19 protein-coding genes and 1 pseudogene are annotated in these 18,865 nt (G+C 64.0%); 12 read left to right on the top strand and 8 right to left on the bottom strand.

What is annotated here, in order from left to right:
* Positions 1-40 precede the first annotated feature (40 nt).
* The 9 genes from ehuB to ASD12_RS18110 all read left to right on the top strand — a co-directional run bounded on the left by ehuB (position 41) and on the right by ASD12_RS18110 (position 8,057).
* Positions 41-892 (top strand): ectoine/hydroxyectoine ABC transporter substrate-binding protein EhuB, encoded by an 852-nt coding sequence (gene ehuB, locus ASD12_RS18150; RefSeq protein ID WP_056588923.1) that lies wholly within the window; start codon positions 41-43, stop codon positions 890-892.
* A 131-nt stretch (positions 893-1,023) separates the two neighbouring features.
* Positions 1,024-1,683: an ectoine/hydroxyectoine ABC transporter permease subunit EhuC gene (gene ehuC, locus ASD12_RS18145; RefSeq protein ID WP_056588919.1), complete on the top strand. Its 660-nt coding sequence runs from the start codon at positions 1,024-1,026 to the stop codon at positions 1,681-1,683.
* Positions 1,683-2,342: an ectoine/hydroxyectoine ABC transporter permease subunit EhuD gene (ehuD, locus tag ASD12_RS18140; RefSeq protein WP_056588914.1), complete on the top strand. Its 660-nt coding sequence runs from the start codon at positions 1,683-1,685 to the stop codon at positions 2,340-2,342. Before ehuC ends, ehuD begins: the two co-directional genes overlap by 1 nt.
* Before the next feature lie 3 nt (positions 2,343-2,345).
* Positions 2,346-3,125, top strand: a complete 780-nt coding sequence (gene eutA / locus ASD12_RS18135; RefSeq protein ID WP_056588910.1) for an ectoine utilization protein EutA — start codon at positions 2,346-2,348, stop codon at positions 3,123-3,125.
* Between the two features lie 5 nt (positions 3,126-3,130).
* Positions 3,131-4,123, top strand: a complete 993-nt coding sequence (eutB, locus tag ASD12_RS18130) for a hydroxyectoine utilization dehydratase EutB (RefSeq protein ID WP_056588998.1) — start codon at positions 3,131-3,133, stop codon at positions 4,121-4,123.
* Positions 4,120-5,112: an ectoine utilization protein EutC gene (eutC, locus tag ASD12_RS18125; protein WP_056588907.1), complete on the top strand. Its 993-nt coding sequence runs from the start codon at positions 4,120-4,122 to the stop codon at positions 5,110-5,112. Before eutB ends, eutC begins: the two co-directional genes overlap by 4 nt.
* 38 nt (positions 5,113-5,150) lie before the next feature.
* Complete coding sequence (gene doeA, locus ASD12_RS18120; RefSeq protein WP_056588903.1) at positions 5,151-6,329, top strand: ectoine hydrolase DoeA; 1,179 nt, start codon at positions 5,151-5,153, stop codon at positions 6,327-6,329.
* A 5-nt stretch (positions 6,330-6,334) separates the two neighbouring features.
* Positions 6,335-7,333, top strand: a complete 999-nt coding sequence (gene doeB, locus ASD12_RS18115) for a N(2)-acetyl-L-2,4-diaminobutanoate deacetylase DoeB (protein WP_056588901.1) — start codon at positions 6,335-6,337, stop codon at positions 7,331-7,333.
* A 469-nt stretch (positions 7,334-7,802) separates the two neighbouring features.
* A complete protein-coding gene (locus ASD12_RS18110; RefSeq protein ID WP_056588896.1) occupies positions 7,803-8,057 on the top strand; it encodes a DUF768 domain-containing protein in 255 nt (84 codons plus the stop codon).
* A 71-nt stretch (positions 8,058-8,128) separates the two neighbouring features.
* Here ASD12_RS18110 and ASD12_RS18105 read toward each other — a convergent pair.
* From ASD12_RS18105 to ASD12_RS18095, 3 genes and pseudogenes are all read right to left on the bottom strand, one after another.
* Positions 8,129-9,247, bottom strand: a pseudogene (locus tag ASD12_RS18105) (P1 family peptidase).
* A 4-nt stretch (positions 9,248-9,251) separates the two neighbouring features.
* On the bottom strand, positions 9,252-10,817 hold the full coding sequence (gene xseA, locus ASD12_RS18100; protein WP_056588893.1) for an exodeoxyribonuclease VII large subunit: 1,566 nt from the start codon (positions 10,815-10,817) through the stop codon (positions 9,252-9,254).
* 83 nt (positions 10,818-10,900) lie between these two features.
* Positions 10,901-11,857, bottom strand: a complete 957-nt coding sequence (locus tag ASD12_RS18095; RefSeq protein ID WP_056588890.1) for a LysR substrate-binding domain-containing protein — start codon at positions 11,855-11,857, stop codon at positions 10,901-10,903.
* Positions 11,858-12,131: 274 nt separating this feature from the next.
* Here ASD12_RS18095 and ASD12_RS18090 point away from each other — a divergent pair, with 274 nt between their 5' ends.
* The gene (locus ASD12_RS18090) at positions 12,132-12,422 is read left to right on the top strand and encodes a DUF1127 domain-containing protein (protein WP_056588887.1); all 291 of its coding nucleotides are present in this window, start codon (positions 12,132-12,134) and stop codon (positions 12,420-12,422) included.
* Between the two features lie 168 nt (positions 12,423-12,590).
* Here the strand turns inward: ASD12_RS18090 and ASD12_RS18085 are convergent, their stop codons facing one another.
* From ASD12_RS18085 to ASD12_RS18070, 4 genes are all read right to left on the bottom strand, one after another.
* The gene (locus tag ASD12_RS18085; protein WP_056588884.1) at positions 12,591-13,628 is read right to left on the bottom strand and encodes a DUF937 domain-containing protein; all 1,038 of its coding nucleotides are present in this window, start codon (positions 13,626-13,628) and stop codon (positions 12,591-12,593) included.
* A 100-nt stretch (positions 13,629-13,728) separates the two neighbouring features.
* The gene (locus ASD12_RS18080) at positions 13,729-15,102 is read right to left on the bottom strand and encodes a glutamate--cysteine ligase (RefSeq protein ID WP_056588882.1); all 1,374 of its coding nucleotides are present in this window, start codon (positions 15,100-15,102) and stop codon (positions 13,729-13,731) included.
* A 245-nt stretch (positions 15,103-15,347) separates the two neighbouring features.
* A complete protein-coding gene (locus ASD12_RS18075; protein ID WP_056588995.1) occupies positions 15,348-16,082 on the bottom strand; it encodes a 16S rRNA (uracil(1498)-N(3))-methyltransferase in 735 nt (244 codons plus the stop codon).
* 31 nt (positions 16,083-16,113) lie between these two features.
* Positions 16,114-16,761 carry a hypothetical protein gene (locus ASD12_RS18070; RefSeq protein ID WP_056588879.1) on the bottom strand — a complete coding sequence of 216 codons (648 nt, stop codon included), beginning with the start codon at positions 16,759-16,761 and terminating at the stop codon, positions 16,114-16,116.
* An 87-nt stretch (positions 16,762-16,848) separates the two neighbouring features.
* Between ASD12_RS18070 and ASD12_RS18065 the strand changes: the two genes are divergently transcribed.
* Both ASD12_RS18065 and ASD12_RS35760 read left to right on the top strand, forming a co-directional pair.
* A complete protein-coding gene (locus ASD12_RS18065) occupies positions 16,849-17,547 on the top strand; it encodes a type 1 glutamine amidotransferase (RefSeq protein WP_056588875.1) in 699 nt (232 codons plus the stop codon).
* A gap of 293 nt (positions 17,548-17,840) precedes the next feature.
* Entirely contained in the window at positions 17,841-17,972 is a 132-nt protein-coding gene (locus tag ASD12_RS35760; protein ID WP_274533732.1) for a hypothetical protein, read from the top strand.
* A gap of 53 nt (positions 17,973-18,025) precedes the next feature.
* Here ASD12_RS35760 and ASD12_RS18060 read toward each other — a convergent pair whose 3' ends face one another.
* The gene (locus ASD12_RS18060) at positions 18,026-18,835 is read right to left on the bottom strand and encodes a metallophosphoesterase (protein WP_056588872.1); all 810 of its coding nucleotides are present in this window, start codon (positions 18,833-18,835) and stop codon (positions 18,026-18,028) included.
* Positions 18,836-18,865 lie beyond the last annotated feature (30 nt).

Raw genomic sequence — 18,865 nt, 5'->3', positions numbered from 1 at the left:
CCGTAACAAAAGCAAGACAAGAAACAAGGAGTTGGGAACAATGAACAAACCTAGCATTCTGGCCGGCGTTGCCGGTCTTGCACTGACGGCGGTGCTGGCCGCCTCGAGCGCAGGTTCGGCTGACGACAGCAAACTCGAGCAACTCAAGGCACAAGGCTTTGCCCGCGTCGCCATCGCCAACGAGCCGCCCTATACGGCGGTCGCCGCCGACGGCAAGGTTTCGGGTGCCGCGCCCGATGTGGCGCGCGAGATATTCAAGCGCCTCGGCGTCGCCGACATCGTTGCCTCGATCTCTGAATATGGCGCCATGATCCCCGGTCTGCAGGCCGGCCGCTTCGATGTCGTCACCGCCGGCCTGTTCATGAAACCGGAGCGCTGCGCCGCCGTTGTCTATTCCGAGCCGGTGCTATGCGACGCAGAGGCGATGCTGGTGAAGAAGGGCAATCCGAAAGGCTTCAAGAGCTATGAGGACGTCGCCAAGGACGCGACCGCCACGATCGGTGCGCCCGGCGGCGGCACGGAGGAGAAGCTGGCGCTCAACGCCGGCGTGCCGCGCGAGCGTGTCATTGTCGTGCCGGACGGCCAGAGCGGCGTGAAGATGCTGCAGGACGGTCGCATCGATGCCTATTCGCTGCCGGTTCTGTCGATCAATGATCTGGTCAAGAAGGCCGCCGATCCAAACCTCGAAGTCATCGCGCCGGTGCAGGGCGCGCCGGTCTATTGCGACGGCGCCGCCTTCAAGAAGGGCGACGAGGCGCTGCGCGATGCCTTCGACGTCGAACTGGCCAAGCTGAAGACATCGGGCGAGTTCGCCAAGATCATCGAGCCCTACGGCTTCTCGGCGGCAGCCGCGATGTCGACGACGCGCGACAAGCTCTGCGCGGCGAAGTAGGCGCGCTTTTCCCTTCTCCCCGGTCACGGGGAGAAGGTGTCACGAAGTGACGGATGAGGGGCGGCGCCATGCTTTCGTTGGTTCGTGCCGCCCCTCATCTGCCTGCCGGCTAAACCCAACGTGGAACCTCAATGACCCAGTGGTCCGGCTATTTCGGCCTGATATTGCAGGGAGCGCTTGTCACCATCGAGCTGACGCTGATGGGGTCGGTGCTTGCCCTGTTCATGGCCTTTCTCGCCGGAATGGGGCGGCTCTCGCGCTTCTTCGTGCTGCGCGCGCTGGCCACCGCCTATATCGAATTCTTCCGCGGCACCTCGATCTTCGTGCAGTTGTTTTGGGCCTATTTCGTGCTGCCCTTCATCGGCGTTTCGCTGACGCCGTTGCAGGCCGGCGTGCTGGCGCTCGGCCTCAATGTAGGCGCCTACGCCGCCGAAGTGGTGCGCGGCGCCATCCAGTCGATCGGCCGCGAGCAATACGAGGCCTGCACCGCGCTCAATCTGGGCCGCTGGCAAGGCATGCGCCACGTCATACTGCCGCAGGCGCTGCTGGTGATGCTGCCGACCTTCGGCAACAACGCCATCGAACTGCTCAAGGCGACCGCCGTGGTGTCGCTGATCTCGCTCACCGATCTGACCTTCCAGGCGCAGGTGGTGCGTGCGCAGACCGGCAACACCTTGGTGCCGTTCACCACAATCCTGATCATCTATTTCATCCTTGCGCTGCTCATCTCGTGGGGCGTGCGCTCCTTGGAACGCCGCATGGCACGCGGCCTCGATGGGGTGCGTGCCTGATGGAATGGGATTGGAATTTCGTCTGGGAAATCATGCCAACGCTGATCCAGGGCGTGAAGATCACCATCCTGGCGACACTGCTCGGCTCGGTGCTGGCGGCGATCGTCGGGCTGGGCATCGCGCTGGCGCGCCGCTCGCCCAACAAGGCGTTGTCGCGCACAGTCGGCTTTCTCGCCGAGTTCATCCGCGGCACGCCGTTGCTGGTGCAGCTCTATTTCATCTTCTACGTGCTGCCCGACATCGGCATCCTGTTGCCGCCGCTGGTCGCCGGTGTCATCGGGCTCGGGCTGCACTACGGCACGTACACGGCGGAAGTCTACCGCGCCGGCATCGACAATGTGCCGCGCGGCCAATGGGAGGCCGCCAAGGCCTGCAATCTCAGCGCAAGACAGACCTGGACCCACATCATCATTCCGCAGGCCATTCCGCCGATGATCCCGGCCCTGGCCAATTATTTCATCGCCATGTTCAAGGAAACGCCGCTGCTGTCGGCGATCACCGTGCTGGAGCTGATGAACCAGGCCAAAAGCGTCGCCAACACCTATTATCGCTATATCGAGCCGATCACGCTGGTCGGCGCCTTCTTCCTCGTCATCAGTCTGTTTTCGGTCGTGCTGTTGCGCTGGCTGGAACGTCGCTACGGCAAGATCGAGAGGTAGCCGATGAAACCCTCGCCCGAGATCAAGGTCTATCCGAAACGGCCGGCGCTGGACGCGCGCCCGCTGGAGCGGCGCGTCGGCCTGATCATCCTGGCCACCGACCACACCAGCGAACCGGATTTCCGCCGCATGGTGGCGAGCGAGCGGATCGGCGTCTATGTCGCGCGCATTCCCTACGCCAACCCGACGACGCCGGAAAACCTGCGCAAGATGCAGCCGGCGCTGACGGCGGGCGCGGCCCTGATCCTTCCGGACGAGCCACTCGATGCCATCTGCTATTCCTGCACTTCGGCGTCGGTGGTGATCGGCGATGCCGAGATCGAGACGGCGATCCAGGCCGCCAAGCCCGGTGTTTCAGTCGTTACCCCGCCGATGGCGGGCGTGCGCGGACTGCGTGCGCTGGGCGCAAGCAAGATCAGCATCCTCACCCCCTACACCGTCGAGACATCCAGGCCGATGGCCGCCTATTTCGCGGCGCGCGGCTTCGACATCGCCAGCTTCACCTGTCTCGGCTTCGAGGACGACCGCGAGATGGCGCGCATCTCACCGGCATCGCTTGTCGAACTGGCGCGTGACGTGACCGACGCAAGTGCTGATGCGCTGTTCGTGTCCTGCACGGCGCTGCGCGGTGCGCTCGCGGTCACCGGCATGGAAAAGGCGATCGACCGTCCCGTGGTCACCAGCAACCAGGCGAGCGCCTGGAATTGTTTGCGGCTTTGCGGCGACGAGACGGCCCATCCCGAATTCGGCCGTCTGATGACGCTGCCCTTGCCGCGCGATTGATGATCATGAAACATGTCACCCTTGAGCACATTCGCGCCGCGCGAGAGCGCATTGCCGGCAAGGTCGAGCGCACGCCGACCGCGCTATCCCAGAGCCTTTCCGAAAGGCTGGGCGCACTGGTTCATCTCAAGCTCGAGCACCGGCAGACCACCGGCAGCTTCAAATTGCGCGGCGCCTCGAATGCCGTGGCTTCGTTGAGTGCCGAGGAGAAAGCGCGCGGCGTAGTCGCGGCCTCGACCGGCAATCATGGCCGGGCGCTGGCGCATGCGGCGAGGCTCGAAGGCATGCGCGCGGTGATCTGCATGTCGCGGCTGGTGCCAGAAAACAAGCTCGAAGAAATCCGCCGGCTTGGCGCGGAGATCCGCATTGTCGGCAACAGCCAGGACGATGCCCAGCAGGAGGTCGATCGGCTGGTGAAGCAGGAGGGGCTGGTCACGCTGCCGCCCTTCGACCATCCCGCCATCATCGCCGGGCAAGGCACGCTCGGGCTTGAGATGATCGAGCAGGTCCCGGACGCTGCTCTCGTTCTGGTCCAGCTCTCTGGGGGCGGGCTCGCCTCCGGCGTTGCCGCAGCCATTAAAGGCGTCAGCCCTCGGACAAAAGTCATCGGCGTCTCGATGGCGCGCGGTGCGGCGATGAAGGCGAGCCTCGATGCCGGCCACCCGGTGCTGGTGGAGGAATTGCCGACGCTGGCGGATTCGCTCGGCGGCGGCATCGGCCTCGACAACCGGCTGACCTTTGCCATGTGCCGCAACCTGCTCGACGATGTCGTCCTGCTCAGTGAAGACGAGATCGCCGCCGGCATCCGTCACACCTATGCGCGGGAGCGTGAGATCGTCGAGGGCGCCGGCGCGGTCGGCATCGCCGCTCTGCTCGCCGGCAAGGTCAAAGCGAGCGGTCCAGTGGTTGTTCTGCTTTCCGGCCGCAACATCGATATGGACGCGCACCGCACACTCGTCTGCGGCGAGGCGCCGTCGCTTAAGGAGCGTGCCGCATGAGCCGGATGACGATCCTCACCGAGAGAGAATTGCGCACGATCGTGACGCTCGATCCCGATGCCGTTGCCTGCGTCGAGAACGCGTTCCGCGCGCTCGCAACTCTGCCGGTAGCGATGCCGCCGATCCTGCGGCTCGACATTCCCGAGCATCGCGGCGAGGTCGATGTGAAGACCGCCTATGTGCCCGGCATCGACGGCTTCGCCATCAAGATCAGCCCCGGCTTCTTCGACAATCCGAAGCTCGGCCTGCCCAGCGTCAACGGCATGATGGTGCTGCTGTCGGCCAAAACTGGTCTGGTCGAGGCGCTGCTGCTCGACAATGGCTATCTTACCGATGTCCGCACAGCCGCCGCAGGTGCGGTCGCGGCGAGACATCTGTCGCGGCAGGACTCGTCTGTCGCTGCGATCTTCGGCGCTGGCGTGCAGGCCGGCTTGCAGCTCGAAGCACTCATGCTGGTGCGGCCGATCACCGAGGCGCGTATCTGGGCGCGCGATGCGGTCAAGGCGCAGGTGACCGCCGCCGCCTTGCGTGAAAAGCTCGGCATCGTCGTGCGCGCCCAATCCGATGCCGCAAACACGGTTGCCGGCGCCGACATCATCGTCACCACCACGCCGGCGACCGAGCCGCTGATCAAGGCGGGGTTTGTTTCCGCAGGTCAGCACATCACCGCGATGGGCTCCGACGCCGAGCACAAGAACGAGATCGCACCGGCAATCCTGCGCATGGCCGATCTCTATGTCGCCGACAGCGCCCGCCAGACGCGGCGCCTGGGCGAACTGCACCATGCCATCGCCGCCGGTGTGATGGCTGGAGATGCGGATGTGACCGAACTCGGCCAGATCATCGCCGGCGCAAAACATGGCCGGCGCTCGGCCAGCGACATTACCATCGCCGATCTCACCGGCACCGGCGTCCAGGACACGGCGATTGCCACGCTCGCTCGAGACCGCGCGCGGGCGGTGAAGGCGGGAACCATTTTCGAAAGCTGATACCGGCCGCGAGGCCCAACAAACGAGGACCAAGAACAATGCAACCGAACCTGAAATTCTCGCGCGGCGAATTTGCGGAACGCCTCGCCAAAACGCGCAAAACCATGGAAGCGAAGGGGGTCGACCTTCTTGTTGTCAGCGATCCTTCCAACATGGCCTGGCTGACCGGCTATGACGGCTGGTCGTTCTATGTGCATCAGGCCGTCATCGTGCCGCCATCTGGCGAACCGGTCTGGTACGGGCGCGGCCAGGACGCCAACGGCGCCAAGCGCACCGCCTATCTCGCACACGATAACATCGTCGGCTATGCCGACCACTATGTGCAGTCGACCGAGCGCCACCCGATGGACTTTCTGTCCAGCGTGCTTGCCGATCGCGGCTGGGGCAAGCTGACCATCGGCGTCGAGATGGACAATTACTGGTTCTCGGCCGCCGCCTTCGCATCGCTGCAGAAGCATCTGCCCAATGCCCGCTTCGTCGACGCCACCGCGCTGGTCAACTGGCAGCGCGCGGTCAAGAGCCCTACCGAGATCGACTATATGCGCAAGGCCGCCCGCATCGTCGAAGCCATGCACCAGCGCATCGTCGACAAGATCGAAGTCGGTATGCGCAAATGCGATCTCGTCGCCGAAATCTATGATGCCGGCACGCGCGGCGTCGACGGCATTGGCGGCGACTATCCGGCGATTGTGCCGCTGCTGCCGTCGGGCGCCGACGCTTCGGCGCCGCATCTCACCTGGGACGACAGACCGATGCAGCGCGGCGAGGGCACCTTCTTCGAGATCGCCGGCTGCTATAACCGCTACCACTGCCCGCTGTCTCGGACGGTCTTCCTAGGCAAGCCGACGCCGGAGTTCCTCGATGCCGAGAAGGCGACGCTGGAAGGCATGGAAGCGGGCCTGGCCGCGGCGAAACCCGGTAACGCCTGCGAGGACATCGCCAACGCTTTCTTCGCCGTGCTGAAGAAATACGGCATCGTCAAGGACAACCGCACCGGTTACTCGATCGGTCTTTCCTATCCGCCGGACTGGGGCGAGCGCACGATGAGCCTGCGCCCCGGCGACCGCACCGAGCTCAGGCCCGGCATGACCTTCCATTTCATGACCGGCCTGTGGCTGGAGACGATGGGACTGGAAATCACCGAGTCCATCCTGATCACCGAAACCGCTGTAGAGTGCCTGGCCAATGTGCCGCGCAAACTGGTGGTGAAGAATTGAGCCCGATGTCTAGCCTCCGCCCATCGCCAATCGCACCGACCGTCGATTTCGACAAGGATGGCGTCCAGCACGGCTTCCTGCGTCTGCCCTACAGCCGTGACGACTCGGCGTGGGGCTCGGTGATGATCCCGGTCTGTGTCATCCGCAACGGCAAGGGGTCGACGGCGCTGCTTTCCGGCGGCAACCATGGCGACGAATATGAGGGGCCGCTGGCGCTTTACGATCTTGCCCGCACGCTCGACCCGAAAGATGTCGGCGGCACGGTCATCATCGTGCCGGCGATGAACTATCCGGCCTTCCGCGCCGGCACACGCACCTCGCCGATCGACAAGGGCAACATGAACCGCAGCTTTCCCGGTCGGCCGGACGGAACGGTGACCGAAAAGATCGCTGATTATTTCCAGCGTGAGCTACTTCCCCGCGCGGACATCGTGTTCGACTTCCATTCCGGCGGCAGGACGCTGGACTTCGTGCCGTTCTGCGCCGCGCACACGCTGCCCGACAAGGCGCTGGAACGGAAAGCCTTCGACGCGGTGGCGGCCTTCGCCGCGCCGTTCTCGATGCGCATGATCGAGATCGACGCCGTCGGCATGTACGACACCGCTGCCGAAGAGATGGGCAAGGTCTTCGTCAGCACCGAGCTTGGCGGCGGCGGCACGTCGCGCGCGCAAACCGTGCGGATCGCGCGTCGCGGGATTCTCAATGTGCTGCGTCATGCCGGCATTGTCGATGGTGCAGTCGAGAAGACTCGAACCCAGTGGCTCGACATGCCGTCCGGCGATTGTTTCTCGTTCGCCGAGGATGACGGTATGATCGAAACCATGGTCGATCTCAGTGAGCCCGTCGAAGAAGGCGCAGTGCTGGCCCGCATTCATTCCACCGGCCGCACCGGCGTCGCTCCACAGGAGGTTCGGGCAAAAATGTCGGGCATACTGGCGGCGCGGCATTTCCCCGGCCTGGTCAAGGCCGGGGACTGCGCGGCGGTAGTGGCGGTGCACGCCTGAGCGGTTCCGCCAAGGCCGTGCTCCGCACGGTCAACTCCATCATCACTTGCTCTGCGCCCTGCGCGGAGCTTCCGGCGCGGCGGAAAGAAGCAGGATAGCGAGCGGAGTCGACATCGCATGAGGATGACACTATATACCGGCGGCTTCGACCCGCGCGCCTGAGGGTTTGCGCCGCGAAGCAACTGTAAATTTGTTGTGTGTTGCGCCATCTATTGTGACGAAAATCGGCTCGGAAACCGGAAAAAGCAAGTAGAAACAGTGGCGCAGAGCTGGGCGTGGCCCAGCCAACGGTACCGACCCCCCAGAATCAGAAAATGCTCTTGACCCCTCGATTTCCTATGGCTCTGTGGACCTTGGACGGCATCGGCTTGCCGGCTGACCGCGACTCGGCTCGAATGGGGGCATGCATCCTTTGTGGGATGTCGACGTTTGTGATTACCAACCGGCTTTGCCGCCAGGGAACAGCAGTATGAGTGAACACGCGATCGAGTTTTTGCGGGGATGGATTGGCGAAAAGGTCCATTGCCAGTCATCCCAGGCCAGGATCGACAAGCAGGCTGAGACTTTGGCCAAGGAATGCGCTGCCAAGGCGGCGGAGGTCGGCATCCCGCTGGAGGACATCCAGGAAGAAGTCGGCGATATCAAGGAACTCATCGCCTCTCGGCTCGAGGAAGCGGCCGAGGCCGACGAGCAGCAGCAGGCATCCAGCAAAGCCGCGGAATGACCGCATAAAAGCGACTCCATCCGAAACACGCGGGCTTGCTTGGCCCGCGTTTTTCGTTTCAGCGATGGCTTTCAGCCAAATTTTTCTTTCAGCCACGCCTTCGGCAGCGCCGGCACGAAGTTTCCGTCGCGCCCGGTCATGTCGTCATTGGCGACCAATGCGTTGAGGATCGCTTCCTCCACGGTCTGGATCACCGCATCGAAAAACGGATCGATGTCAGTGTCCGGAATAAAATCGGCGCTGGCGATGCGGCCGGATGGCGAAAGCGCCGCGCTCGCATTGGCGGTCGAGAAGGCGATAAAAATGTCGCCTGAACTGTGGTAGCCAAAACCGCCGGTCATGGCGACGCCAAGCGGCACCCGGCGGGCCAGTCGCTTCATCTGATGCGGCAGGAACGGGGCATCGGTGGCGATGACGGCGATGATCGAACCCTTTTCAGCGCGCGGCGTGCCTTCGCGGACCGCCGGTTCGACGAGTTCCGGCCCGGCGCGCATACCGCGGACGGTAAAATTGTGCCGCTTGCCGAAATTCGACTGCACGAAGGCACCGACCGTCTAAGTGCGGCCGTGCCATTCAACGATGCGCGATGCGGTGCCGGACCCGGCCTTGAAGCCGAAGGTGATCATGCCGGTGCCGCCGCCGACGCTGCCTTCCTCGATCGGTCCGCTGGCAGCACGGTCAAGGGCCTGGGCGACATGCTCTGACGTCAAATGGTGGCCGTTGATGTCGTTGAGGAAGCCGTCATAGGTCTCCGCCGCCACCGGCAGCCCCCAGCCGCTGTCGAGTGCCGCCGGCAGCACGCTCTGCATCCAGCGCAGCGTGCCGTCGCGGGAGACACCGCAGGAATGCGTGTTGGTGATGGTGATGGGGAAGTTGAAAGCGCCGGTTTCCTCGACGATGTGCGAGCCGGTCAGTTCACCATTGCCGTTCTGGCTGAAGATGCCGGCGAAGACCGGCGTGGCAAGATCGGCGCGCCGCCTGGGCAGGATGGCGGTAACGCCGGTGCGCACCGGACCCTGGCCGACGACGAGCGCGCCATCGCCGGAAATCAGCGTCGCATAACCGACCGCAACCCCGGGCACATCGGTGATCGCGTTGAACGACCCGGGGCTCCCGTCGAAGCCGATGCCAAAACTTCGCGCGCGCGGTTTGCCTAAGGGCGTTGCCAGATGGTTCGGATTGTCGGTCATGGTGTCAGAACAGGGATCCCTGATTGCCTGGCTCTTTGGCCTTGGCTGCCGGCTTGGCAACCGGCTTTGGCCTCGCCGCACCGCTGGTTGCTACCGCATCGGCGGTGCCATCGGCGAATTCCAGCGAAAGCACCATGCCCGATGCCACATCGGCCGCCTGCTTGATTACCATCCCGTCGGCATCCTTCACCAGGGCAAAGCCGCGTGCCAGAACGGCCTTGTGCGACAGGGTGGCAAGCAGTCTGTCGGCCTGGTTCAATTGTCCGCGCAGGCGCTCCAACCGCACCGAGATCACCCGATCCTGCCGCCGCGCCAGCGCCGCCAGCGTGTCCCCCAGCAGTTTCTGGCGCCGTACGATCGGTGCCGGTGACAGCCGCGTCGCGGTGCGGGAGAATCGCGCGCGTCGTTCGCGCACTATGGCAAAAAACGCCGCCTGCGCTCGCGCGAGGTCGCGGCCGGTCAGCGTGCGCGCTTCATTGATGCGCCGCGACAGCGTGGCCGGCGTCAGCCTTTGGCCTTGCAGCCGCGCCCGCTTGCGGTCGACACTGACGGACAGCGCCCGACCGAGCCTGGATGTCGCCTCATCGAGGCGTCGGCGCGGCAGTGCCAGCAATTGATCGGGCGAGGGCAGTGCGCGGGCAGCCGCACGGGCAGCCTGCCGCTTGCGCTCGAAATTGCGCAGGACCGCCGCCTTGAGCCGCGCGCCGAGACTGGCAAGCATCGCTTCGAGGTCGGCCTTCACCGGCACGGCAATTTCGGCCGCACCCGTCGGTGTCGGCGCCCGCACATCCGCGACGAGGTCGATCAGCGTCCAGTCCGTCTCGTGGCCGACAGCCGAGATCACCGGAATGCCGGAGGCGGCGACGGCGCGGGCGAGGGCCTCGTCGTTGAAGCCCCAGAGGTCTTCGAGGCTGCCGCCACCGCGCGCCACGATCAGCAGATCGGGGCGCTGGATGGCGCCATCCCATGCCAGCGCATTGAAGCCGTTGACCGCGCCAGCCACTTCCGCGCCTGACGTCTCGCCCTGCACACGCACCGGCCAGACCAGTATATGCAGCGGAAACCGGTCCTTGATGCGGTGGATGATGTCGCGGATGACGGACCCCGTCGGCGAGGTGACGACGCCGATGACGCGCGGCATGAACGGCAGCAATCGCTTGCGGCCGGCGTCGAACAGGCCCTCAGCCTGCAGCCGCCGCTTGCGCTCTTCCAGCAACGCCATCAGCGCGCCGGCGCCTGCCGGCTCCAGATTGTCGATGACGATCTGATAGTTGGACTTGCCGGGATAGGTGGTGAGCTTGCCGGTGGCGATCACTTCCATCCCCTCCTCGGGGCGGAACTTCAGCCGGCTCATCGTGCCTTTCCACACTACGGCGTCGAGCCGCGCGCGGTCGTCCTTCAGCGCGAAATAGGCATGACCGGAGGAATGCGGCCCGCGATAGCCTGATATTTCGCCGCGCACCCGCACATTGCCGAAGACGTCCTCGACCGTGCGCTTCAGTGCGCCGGAAATCTCGCTCACCGTGTATTCGGCGGCGTTGGTGCGTGATTCGGATGCTGCGTCGCTCATCGGCCGATTGGGGGATGGTTGGGCGCCCGCGTCAAGGTGGCCGTGTCGGGCCAGGCGTTCATAACCCGCATATCTGACCCTGCCTACCAGCCGGGCAGGATCTGGTTCGGCTTGGTTCGCCGCAGCTTGGTGAAGGCGAGGGCTGCGAAGTCGAATGTCCCAGTGTCTTCGCTGATCGGCACCGAAATATTGTCCAGGCTTTCCGATATATGGCGGGCGAGCGCATCGACGATCTCCGGCCGCGACGTCTGGCCGCGCATGATGCCGATGCGGCAGTCGGGCAGGGCGCCGAAGCCGTCGGCTTCACCCAGCACCCGCATGCCGGGCCGCAGCGCGCATTCCGGCAGCACCGAGATCGCCAGGCCAGAAAGCACGGCGGCGGTGATGACGGTTGCCGAGAAGCTGGTAAACAGGATGCGATAGTCGCGGTTCTGCTGGTCGAGCACATCGACGGCGGCGCGCCGCCAGATGCAGTTCGGCCGGCCAAAGGCCATGGGCAGTGTTTCCTGCTCGTGTGTCGCGTGGTTGGCCGAGGTGACCCACAGCAGCGGCTCGCGCCGCACCACCTCCGACTGGCCGCGTACGTCGTTGTGCGTCACCAGCGCGAGGTCGAGATTGCCGCGCTTGATATGCTCGACCAGCCCCGGCGTCGGCTCGCAGATGACGGTCAGTTCGACGCGCGGATTGGAGCGCGTGAACCGCGCCATGATCTCCGGCAGGAAACGGTCGGCATAGTCGTCGGGCGTGCCGATGCGGATCGTGCCTTCGAGCCGCCGGTCGTCGAAAGCAGCCAGCGTTTCGCGGTTGAGGTAGAGCAGTCGCCGCGCGTAGGAGAGCAGCTTGTCGCCTTCCTCGGTCAGTCTGTTGGTACGCCCGTCCTTTTCGAACAGCGGCTTGCCGATCCGCTCTTCCAGCCGGCGCATCTGCATCGACACTGCCGACTGGGTCCGGTGCACCTCTTCGGCCGCCCGTGTGAAGCTGCCGGTATCGGCAATCGAGATGAAGGTCTGCAACTGATCGAGATCGAGCGGCGCTTTCATCGGTCCAATCCATCACTAGTGTTGATGCTAAAGATTAGAAACATTCGTTGGATTAATCAATCGCATCATGGCAAATTCGCATTGTCCACACGAAAGCATGTCAATTGGGACTGGAACCGCCGCTGTTGCCAGCGCCGATTGCCTGGTCTCGCCCGCCCTACAGCGCCGCGCGTCCTTTGGACGCGCAAAGGACGCTGTAGCAACTTTGATTTGCGCATGATCCTTTTCCGAACCTCCGGTTCGGGGTCATGCGGCAGTCTGAAGGAGACCGACAATGACCACGTTTGATTTCGCCACCGAGACCTCGCGCATCACCTCGCGTCCGGCCGTTGCGACGCGCGTGGCAAACGCCGTCTCCAACATCTACCGCGCCTGGAAAAACCGCCGCGCCTTCTACCGCCTTGGCGAGATGTCGGATGCCGAACTTGCCGATATCGGCCTGACGCGCGCCGACCTGCATGTCGCCATCGACGTGCCGTTTGGTCGCGACCCGACGGCGATGTTGCGCGAAATCGCCAGCGATCGCGTCGAGACGATCGAGGACATCGCCCGCAAGGTGGCCTGATCTGTCGCTTGTTGTTTGGGTTGCCGTGAACCTTTTCGAGGTTCGACGCGACTGAAAAGTATGCAGGCCCCACTCCCTGCCGGATCCCCGCCGGCCCGCCTGCACTCTGCCCGGTCCTCCCAGGACCGGGCTTTTCTTTTCTTGGCCGGGGATGGCGCTTGATGTCGCCTACCGCCGGTCCATATCCCGCTTGAACTGGTCGAAGATCGTTTCCACGCCCTTCTGGTAGTCGTCACGCTGCTGGGCGCCGGTCTCGAACATCTTGCCGAACAGGTCGTCAAAGGGGTTTTTCGGCCTGCCGCTCGGATTGGTCTGTGGCTGCGGCGCCTGCCGTTGCTGTGGTGCCTGAGGCTGGGGCGCTGCCTGGCCGCCCGGGATGCCGAAGCCGCCACCGCCGCCTTGCCGCAGCATCTCCTCGAAGATTTTTCCCAGCGGATTGTCGCCATAGGGGCTTTGTGTCTGCTGAGGTTGCGGTTGTGCTCGGCCTTGCGGCTGCGGCTGAGGCGCGCCACCGCCGAACATGTCCTGCAGCACCTTGCCGAGCGGGTTGTCGCCATAGGGATTGGGTGCCGGCTGCGGCTGGCTTTGCGGCTGTGGCGTCCCGCCGCCGAACATGTCCTGCAAAACCTTGCCGAGCGGGTTGTCCATCGGGTTCTGGGGCTGGGGCGCGTGGCGTTGCTGCGGCGCAGGGGCCTGAATGCCGCCTCCTTGCCGCATCATCTGCTCGATGATCTCACCGAGCGGATTGTTGCCGCCGCCGCCGAAACCGCCAGCGGCCTGCATCTGATTTGTCGTCTGCTTGAACAGCCCGCCCATGACCATCGAGGCGATCGCCGGCAGCATCTGCTGCAGGATCTGCTGATTGACGCCGCTCGCTTGCGCCGCCTGGCTGGCCACCGCGCGCGACAGATCCTTCGAGCCGAACAAATGTCCGAGAATGCCGTTGCCCTCATCGACGCCTTGCGGCGAGAAGGCCCGGGTTGCGTCCTCGAAATACTTGGCGTGCTGGCCGCTGGCCATCGCGGTCATGAAGGCGCCGAGCCCGTAGGGATCGGCAGTGTTGCGTTGCAGCCCTTGTGAAAAGGCAGGCAGCAGCGCGGCAACCGCCGCCTGCGTCTGCTGCATCGATAGTCCATATTGTTGGGCAAGGGCCTGCATGCCGTTGCCGTTCTGGGCCTGCGTCAGCATGTCGAACAAGGTAGGCATCGGCGTCTCCTCCGGAAATCCTCGCCGAAGAAGCCTAGTTTGTTTCCACTTCCGATTGAAGCGACTTTTGCCGATCAATCGGTTGCGTCAAATCCGAGGGTCAATAGGCGTATTCCATGAAAACCGGCTCGATCGAGCCACCCCAGCGCGTGTGATAGGCGGACAGCATCTCCTCGGCGCTGGTTGTGCCGCGCGCGACGACTTCGTCCAAAGTGTTGAGGAACGAGGTCTCGTCGTAGCCGTCGCGGTTCTTGCGGCCGCGGTTCTTCAGCCCCATGCGCGAAATGACCATCACGTCGCGCGCGATCTCGCGCAGCGTGGTGTTGCGGAACGGCGCGGAAATGCCTTGTTCCGGCACGGCGTTGCGCATCGCCAGCGTTTCTTCATACGTCCAGCTCGAGGTCAGCGCCTCGGCGGCATTGAGTGCGGCCTCATCATAGAGCAACCCGACCCAGAAGGCCGGCAGCGCGCAGATGCGCCGCCATGGCCCGCCGTCGGCGCCGCGCATCTCGAGGAAGCGCTTCAACCGCACATCCGGGAACAACGTCGACAGATGGTTCGCCCAGTCGCCCATTGTAGGCAGCCCGTCGGGCACTTCATTGCGCGCGGCCCCGGCCATGAACTGGCGGAAGGTGATGTGCGTCATGTCGTGATAGTGGCCGTCGCGGATGACGAAATACATCGGCACGTCGAGCGCCCATTCGACATAGTCGGCGAAACCGAAATCGGGCGAGAAGCAGAATTCGAGCAGGCCCGAGCGCTGGTTGTCGGTGTCGCGCCAGATGTCGCCGCGCCAGCTCTGCAAGCCGTTCGGGTGGCTCTCGGTGAAAGGCGAATTGGCGAACAATGCCGTCGACAGCGGCTGCAGCTTCAGCGACACCTGCATCTTGCGGCGCATGTCGGCCTCGCTCTCGAAGTCGAGATTCACCTGGATCGTGCAGGTGCGGTACATCATGTCGAGACCCTTGGTGCCGACCTTGGGCATGTAGCGCGTCATGATCTCGTAGCGCGATTTCGGCATTTTCGGCGTCTCGGCCAGCGACCATTTCGGGCTGCCGCCGAGGCCAAGAAAGCGGATGCCCATCGGTTCGGCGATCTCGCGCACCTGCGCCAGATGCGCATTGCCCTCGCGGCAGGTCTGATGGATCGTCTCCAGCGGTGCGCCGGAAAGCTCGAACTGGCCGCCGGGTTCCAGCGAAATCGCTCCCTGGCCGGTCGGTTCGACCAGGCCGATGATGCGGCCATCGTCGACGATGGGATCCCAGCCGAGCTTTGACTGCATGCCTTCGAGGATGGCGCGGATGCCGCGCTCGCCGCCATAGGGCACAGGCGCATTGCCGTCGACGTAGAAGGGGAATTTCTCGTGCTCGGTGCCGATGCGCCACTTGTCGCGCGGTTTGTTGCCCTCGGCCAGGTGCTCGACGAGTTCGTCGAAGTCTTCGATCGGCCGAAAATCGGTTGTATCACGCGCCATGATTGAGCCCTCCGCACATGACCCCGAAAATCGACTTTCGATTTTCGGAAAGGATCATGGGCCAGTCAAAGTGCTACAGCGTCCTTTGCGCGTCCGAAAGGACGCGCGGCACTGTAGAGCGGCCGGACGACCGCCGGCGGTAAATGGACGAAATGTCAGCAGCCGATCAAGCGAAAAATCCTGAGCCAGAGGTCAAGAGGAATTGAACGTGGCAGCGCTGCCCATTCCTTGCAAGGGGCGAGGCCTTACCAGTCTCCGACTGTCGCCTGCATCACCGCGAGCGCGGCTACCGCCGCCGTATCGGCGCGCAGGATACGCGGGCCGAGCGGAATGGCGGTGACGAAGGGCAAGGCGCGCAGCATCTTGCGCTCGTCGTCGGAAAAGCCGCCCTCCGGCCCGACCAGCAGCCCAAGTTTCTTTTCCTTGACCGCCTGCAGCGCGGTCAGCGGATTGTTGGTCGAGGCGTCCTCGTCGCAGAAGATCAGCCGCCGCTCCTTGTCCCAGCCGGTCAGCAGACGGTCGATTTTTTCCGCTTCGCGCACCTCCGGCACCGCAAGGATGCCGCATTGTTCGGCGGCTTCGACGACATTGGCGCGCAGGCGATCGATCGACAGCTTGGCCACTTGCGTGTGCTGGGTGATGACAGGCTGCAGGACGCCCGCGCCCATCTCCACCGCCTTCTGCACGAGATAGTCGAGCCGGCCCTGCTTCAGCGGTGCAAAGCAGTAGACGAGATCGGGTGGCAGCGGCTGCGGCCGTTGCTGCGTCGACACCTTCAGCCGCACCGCCCTTTTTGTTTTCGCCGAGATGGCCGCCGACCACTCGCCGTCGCGGCCATTGAACACCAGGATTTCGGCGCCTTCGGCAAGCCGCAGCACATGTAGGAGATAGTGACTCTGCTGTTGGCCGGCGTCGAACTCGATGTCTGGCCGCAGATCGTCGGGCACGAACAGACGTTGCATCTTGTAATTGGCGCGCATCGCCGAGGAATGAGCGAGCCGGCCGCCGGCGTCAAGCCTCGGCGGTCGGATGCCACACTGGCCGAAAGCCATGCCGCAACACCGCGAGCGTCGTGGTCGGCGTCAGCAGCGATAGCGTCTTGCCTTCGAGCAGGCCGAAATCGTGGGGTTGCCCATATCCAGCAAAGGACCAGCGCAATGCTCTGCCGCCGCGCAAGGCATAAGCGCTGCCGCCATCCGCAACCATCGCGCCGTCCGGCAAGCCGGAAAGCTCTTCAAATGCCACCATCGGCGGCTTGGCGCCCGAAGCCAGCCGCTCCTTGTGCAGCCGCTTGTCGACCATCGGCGCGCGCGGCTCGGCAACGCCGAAGGCTTCGCCGAAGCGGCCGACGAAATCCCTGGCCCGTTCGCGCTGGCAAAAGAAGCAGGGGCGATGCCCGGCCGCCAGTGCCGTCACTTCGTCGAGGAAGAACAGCTCGGTCCAGCCGGCCTTACCGCCCTTCCGGTTGCGGCCCATCGGTTCGCGCCGCACATTGCGGAATTGGCAGACGCAGATGATCCACGCCTGAAGCGCCCAGCGCTTTTTCAGCAACGTCTTCGTCTTGGGATCGTGGATGATGCCGCGATTGCCGGTGAACAGGCCGCGCTCGGGCACAGCGTGGAGGGCGCCGAACGGATCGACCCGGTTTTGCAGTGGCATAGCTTTCTCTCCGAACGCGCATCTTGGCTGCAATGCGGATGGCATGATATCGCTCGTCGCATCATTTTCATGTCAGCAGGGTTTTTCATGCGGGTGCTGGTGGTCCAGAACTACGACAATACCGGCCTTGGTCAGGTCGGTGCAGCACTTGCAGAGGCGGGTGCCGATCTCGATCTGCGTCTCCCTTACAAGGGCGATCCCCTACCGGATGACGCGACCGGGCATGATGCCATGGTGGTGCTCGGCGGTGGCCAGAATGCGCTGGCCGACGATGAGTACCCCTATTTCCCGGCGCTGCTCGAACTGACCCGCGATTTCGCCGGCAAGGACCGCGCCGTGCTCGGCATCTGCCTCGGCAGCCAGCTTGTCGCCCGTGCCTTCGGTGGCGAGAACCGCATTGGCGGCGCCAATGAATTCGGCTGGCACGGCGTGTCGCTGACGCCGGACGCCAAGGCCGATCCGGTACTGGGCGCACTGCCGGAGAAATTTCCGATCTTCCAGTGGCACGACGACACATTCGTTTTGCCCGAGAACGCCGTGCGGCTCGCCGGCAACGATATCGCCGAGAACCAGGCGTTCCGCGTCGGCCGCGCCGTCTACGGTTTCCAGTTCCATTTCGAGGCCGACCGGCCGATGGTCGAGGATTGGAGCACGTCCTTTGCCCCGACCATTGCCGCGCGCCATCCTGACTGGGCCGGCAAGCTCGATGGCGAAATGGCCCGCAACGGGCCTGACGCGGATGCCGCGGGCCTCGCTATCGCCCGTGCCTGGGTAGCGACGATCTGAGCATCCATCCCCCAGTGCCCTGCCGCGTGACATAATTAGCACGCGGCGGTAAAACCGCCGGGGAAAACACTTTTCATCGTTGGCTTGTGTCCGCCCGCCGGCGTAGAAGGCGCGCGCTCTGCATCTCTTGTGCAACCGCGATGAACCTTTTGTGTGACCCGCGCGACACACCGTTGATACAGAATATGCCTAGAAGCGCGAAATCGTCGAAACTTTGAAGCGAATTCTCCGTTTCAACGCATTGGTAACCGCCTCGTGCACAGATGCAGAAAGCTCAACAAGAGATGACGTCCGTGAAAGCAGCGCTTCTGTCCTTTGCCATGGTATCCGCGATCGTGCTGTGCGGCCTCGGCATTTATGCCGCCGACGCAGCCAACAACCACAACGCCGTCGACGGCTACGGCGTCACCGCCTCGCTTCGCTAAAGCCGGGGCTGCGCCACAAGCCCGAGCGTCTTTGGTCCTCGGACACGCCGCGCTCAAGCCTCTTTTATAGTCCCGGGCTTCTTGATCGTCGCAGGTTTCTTGATCGTCATTGTCAGGATGCGTTTGTCCGCGCCGTCGACGACAAGCGCGGTCAGCATGCCTGATTGCCAGGCGAGCGTGTCGACATTGACGCGGTTGGCCATCACCTCTGCCTCCGGCACCGGCGTGTGGCCGTGCACCACGATCTTCGGATAGAGGCCGGGATGGTTGTGGAAGATGTCGCGGATCCAGACCAGATCCTGCGGGTTTTGCCTTTCCAGCGCGATGCCTGGCCGGATGCCGGCATGGCAGAAGAAAAAGTCGCCCAGCGTCACCGAAAACGGCAGCGACCGCAGGAAGTCGATGTGGCTTTGCGGCACGGCCTCGACCAGTGCCTGATGTCCTTTGCGCACGGCGGACTCGGCCTTGCCGAACCACGCGTTGGTGCCTTCACTGATCGCCACGCCATAGGACTGCGCCGTCTGGATGCCGCCAAACCGGATGAAAAGCCCCTCCGGGTCGGGGGTCTTGAGAAAATCGAGAAAGCCGATGTCGTGGTTGCCGGCCAGCGTCAGGTGACGCGGGTCGCGCTGTCGCGCTTCGATCAGGAAGTCGATGACGCCCTTTGAGTCCGGCCCGCGGTCGACATAGTCGCCAAGATGGATGATGCGCCAGTCGGCAGGCGCCACCTGCTCGATCTCGGCCTTGATGCGCTGATGCATGGCGGCCAGCAGGTCGAGCCGGCCGTGGACGTCGCCAATCGCATAAAGACGCATGCCGTCCGGCCCATGCGCGTCGAGAAAATGGATGCCGGGCTCCGTCAACGTCTTGTCGTCTCCGTGGTCTGGCTGTCA

This window comes from Mesorhizobium sp. Root102, assembly GCF_001425625.1.
In the GTDB taxonomy this organism is placed as follows: domain Bacteria; phylum Pseudomonadota; class Alphaproteobacteria; order Rhizobiales; family Rhizobiaceae; genus Mesorhizobium.
Note: the sequence above shows the minus strand (reverse complement) of the source record. Positions and strands in the feature narration are given on the sequence as shown.

Excerpts from the sequence above, each read along its gene's own strand:
- ehuC (WP_056588919.1), top strand. The coding sequence starts at position 1,024 with ATGACCCAGTGGTCCGGCTATTTCGGCCTGATATTGCAGGGAGCGCTT.
- xseA (WP_056588893.1), bottom strand. The coding sequence starts at position 10,817 with ATGAGCGACGCAGCATCCGAATCACGCACCAACGCCGCCGAATACACG.
- eutA (WP_056588910.1), top strand. The coding sequence starts at position 2,346 with ATGAAACCCTCGCCCGAGATCAAGGTCTATCCGAAACGGCCGGCGCTG.
- ASD12_RS18075 (WP_056588995.1), bottom strand. The coding sequence starts at position 16,082 with ATGCGCGCCAATTACAAGATGCAACGTCTGTTCGTGCCCGACGATCTG.
- eutC (WP_056588907.1), top strand. The coding sequence starts at position 4,120 with ATGAGCCGGATGACGATCCTCACCGAGAGAGAATTGCGCACGATCGTG.
- ASD12_RS18085 (WP_056588884.1), bottom strand. The coding sequence starts at position 13,628 with ATGCCTACCTTGTTCGACATGCTGACGCAGGCCCAGAACGGCAACGGC.
- ASD12_RS18080 (WP_056588882.1), bottom strand. The coding sequence starts at position 15,102 with ATGGCGCGTGATACAACCGATTTTCGGCCGATCGAAGACTTCGACGAA.
- ehuB (WP_056588923.1), top strand. The coding sequence starts at position 41 with ATGAACAAACCTAGCATTCTGGCCGGCGTTGCCGGTCTTGCACTGACG.
- ehuD (WP_056588914.1), top strand. The coding sequence starts at position 1,683 with ATGGAATGGGATTGGAATTTCGTCTGGGAAATCATGCCAACGCTGATC.
- doeA (WP_056588903.1), top strand. The coding sequence starts at position 5,151 with ATGCAACCGAACCTGAAATTCTCGCGCGGCGAATTTGCGGAACGCCTC.
- ASD12_RS18090 (WP_056588887.1), top strand. The coding sequence starts at position 12,132 with ATGACCACGTTTGATTTCGCCACCGAGACCTCGCGCATCACCTCGCGT.
- doeB (WP_056588901.1), top strand. The coding sequence starts at position 6,335 with ATGTCTAGCCTCCGCCCATCGCCAATCGCACCGACCGTCGATTTCGAC.
- ASD12_RS18110 (WP_056588896.1), top strand. The coding sequence starts at position 7,803 with ATGAGTGAACACGCGATCGAGTTTTTGCGGGGATGGATTGGCGAAAAG.
- ASD12_RS18095 (WP_056588890.1), bottom strand. The coding sequence starts at position 11,857 with ATGAAAGCGCCGCTCGATCTCGATCAGTTGCAGACCTTCATCTCGATT.
- ASD12_RS18070 (WP_056588879.1), bottom strand. The coding sequence starts at position 16,761 with ATGCCACTGCAAAACCGGGTCGATCCGTTCGGCGCCCTCCACGCTGTG.
- eutB (WP_056588998.1), top strand. The coding sequence starts at position 3,131 with ATGAAACATGTCACCCTTGAGCACATTCGCGCCGCGCGAGAGCGCATT.
- ASD12_RS18065 (WP_056588875.1), top strand. The coding sequence starts at position 16,849 with ATGCGGGTGCTGGTGGTCCAGAACTACGACAATACCGGCCTTGGTCAG.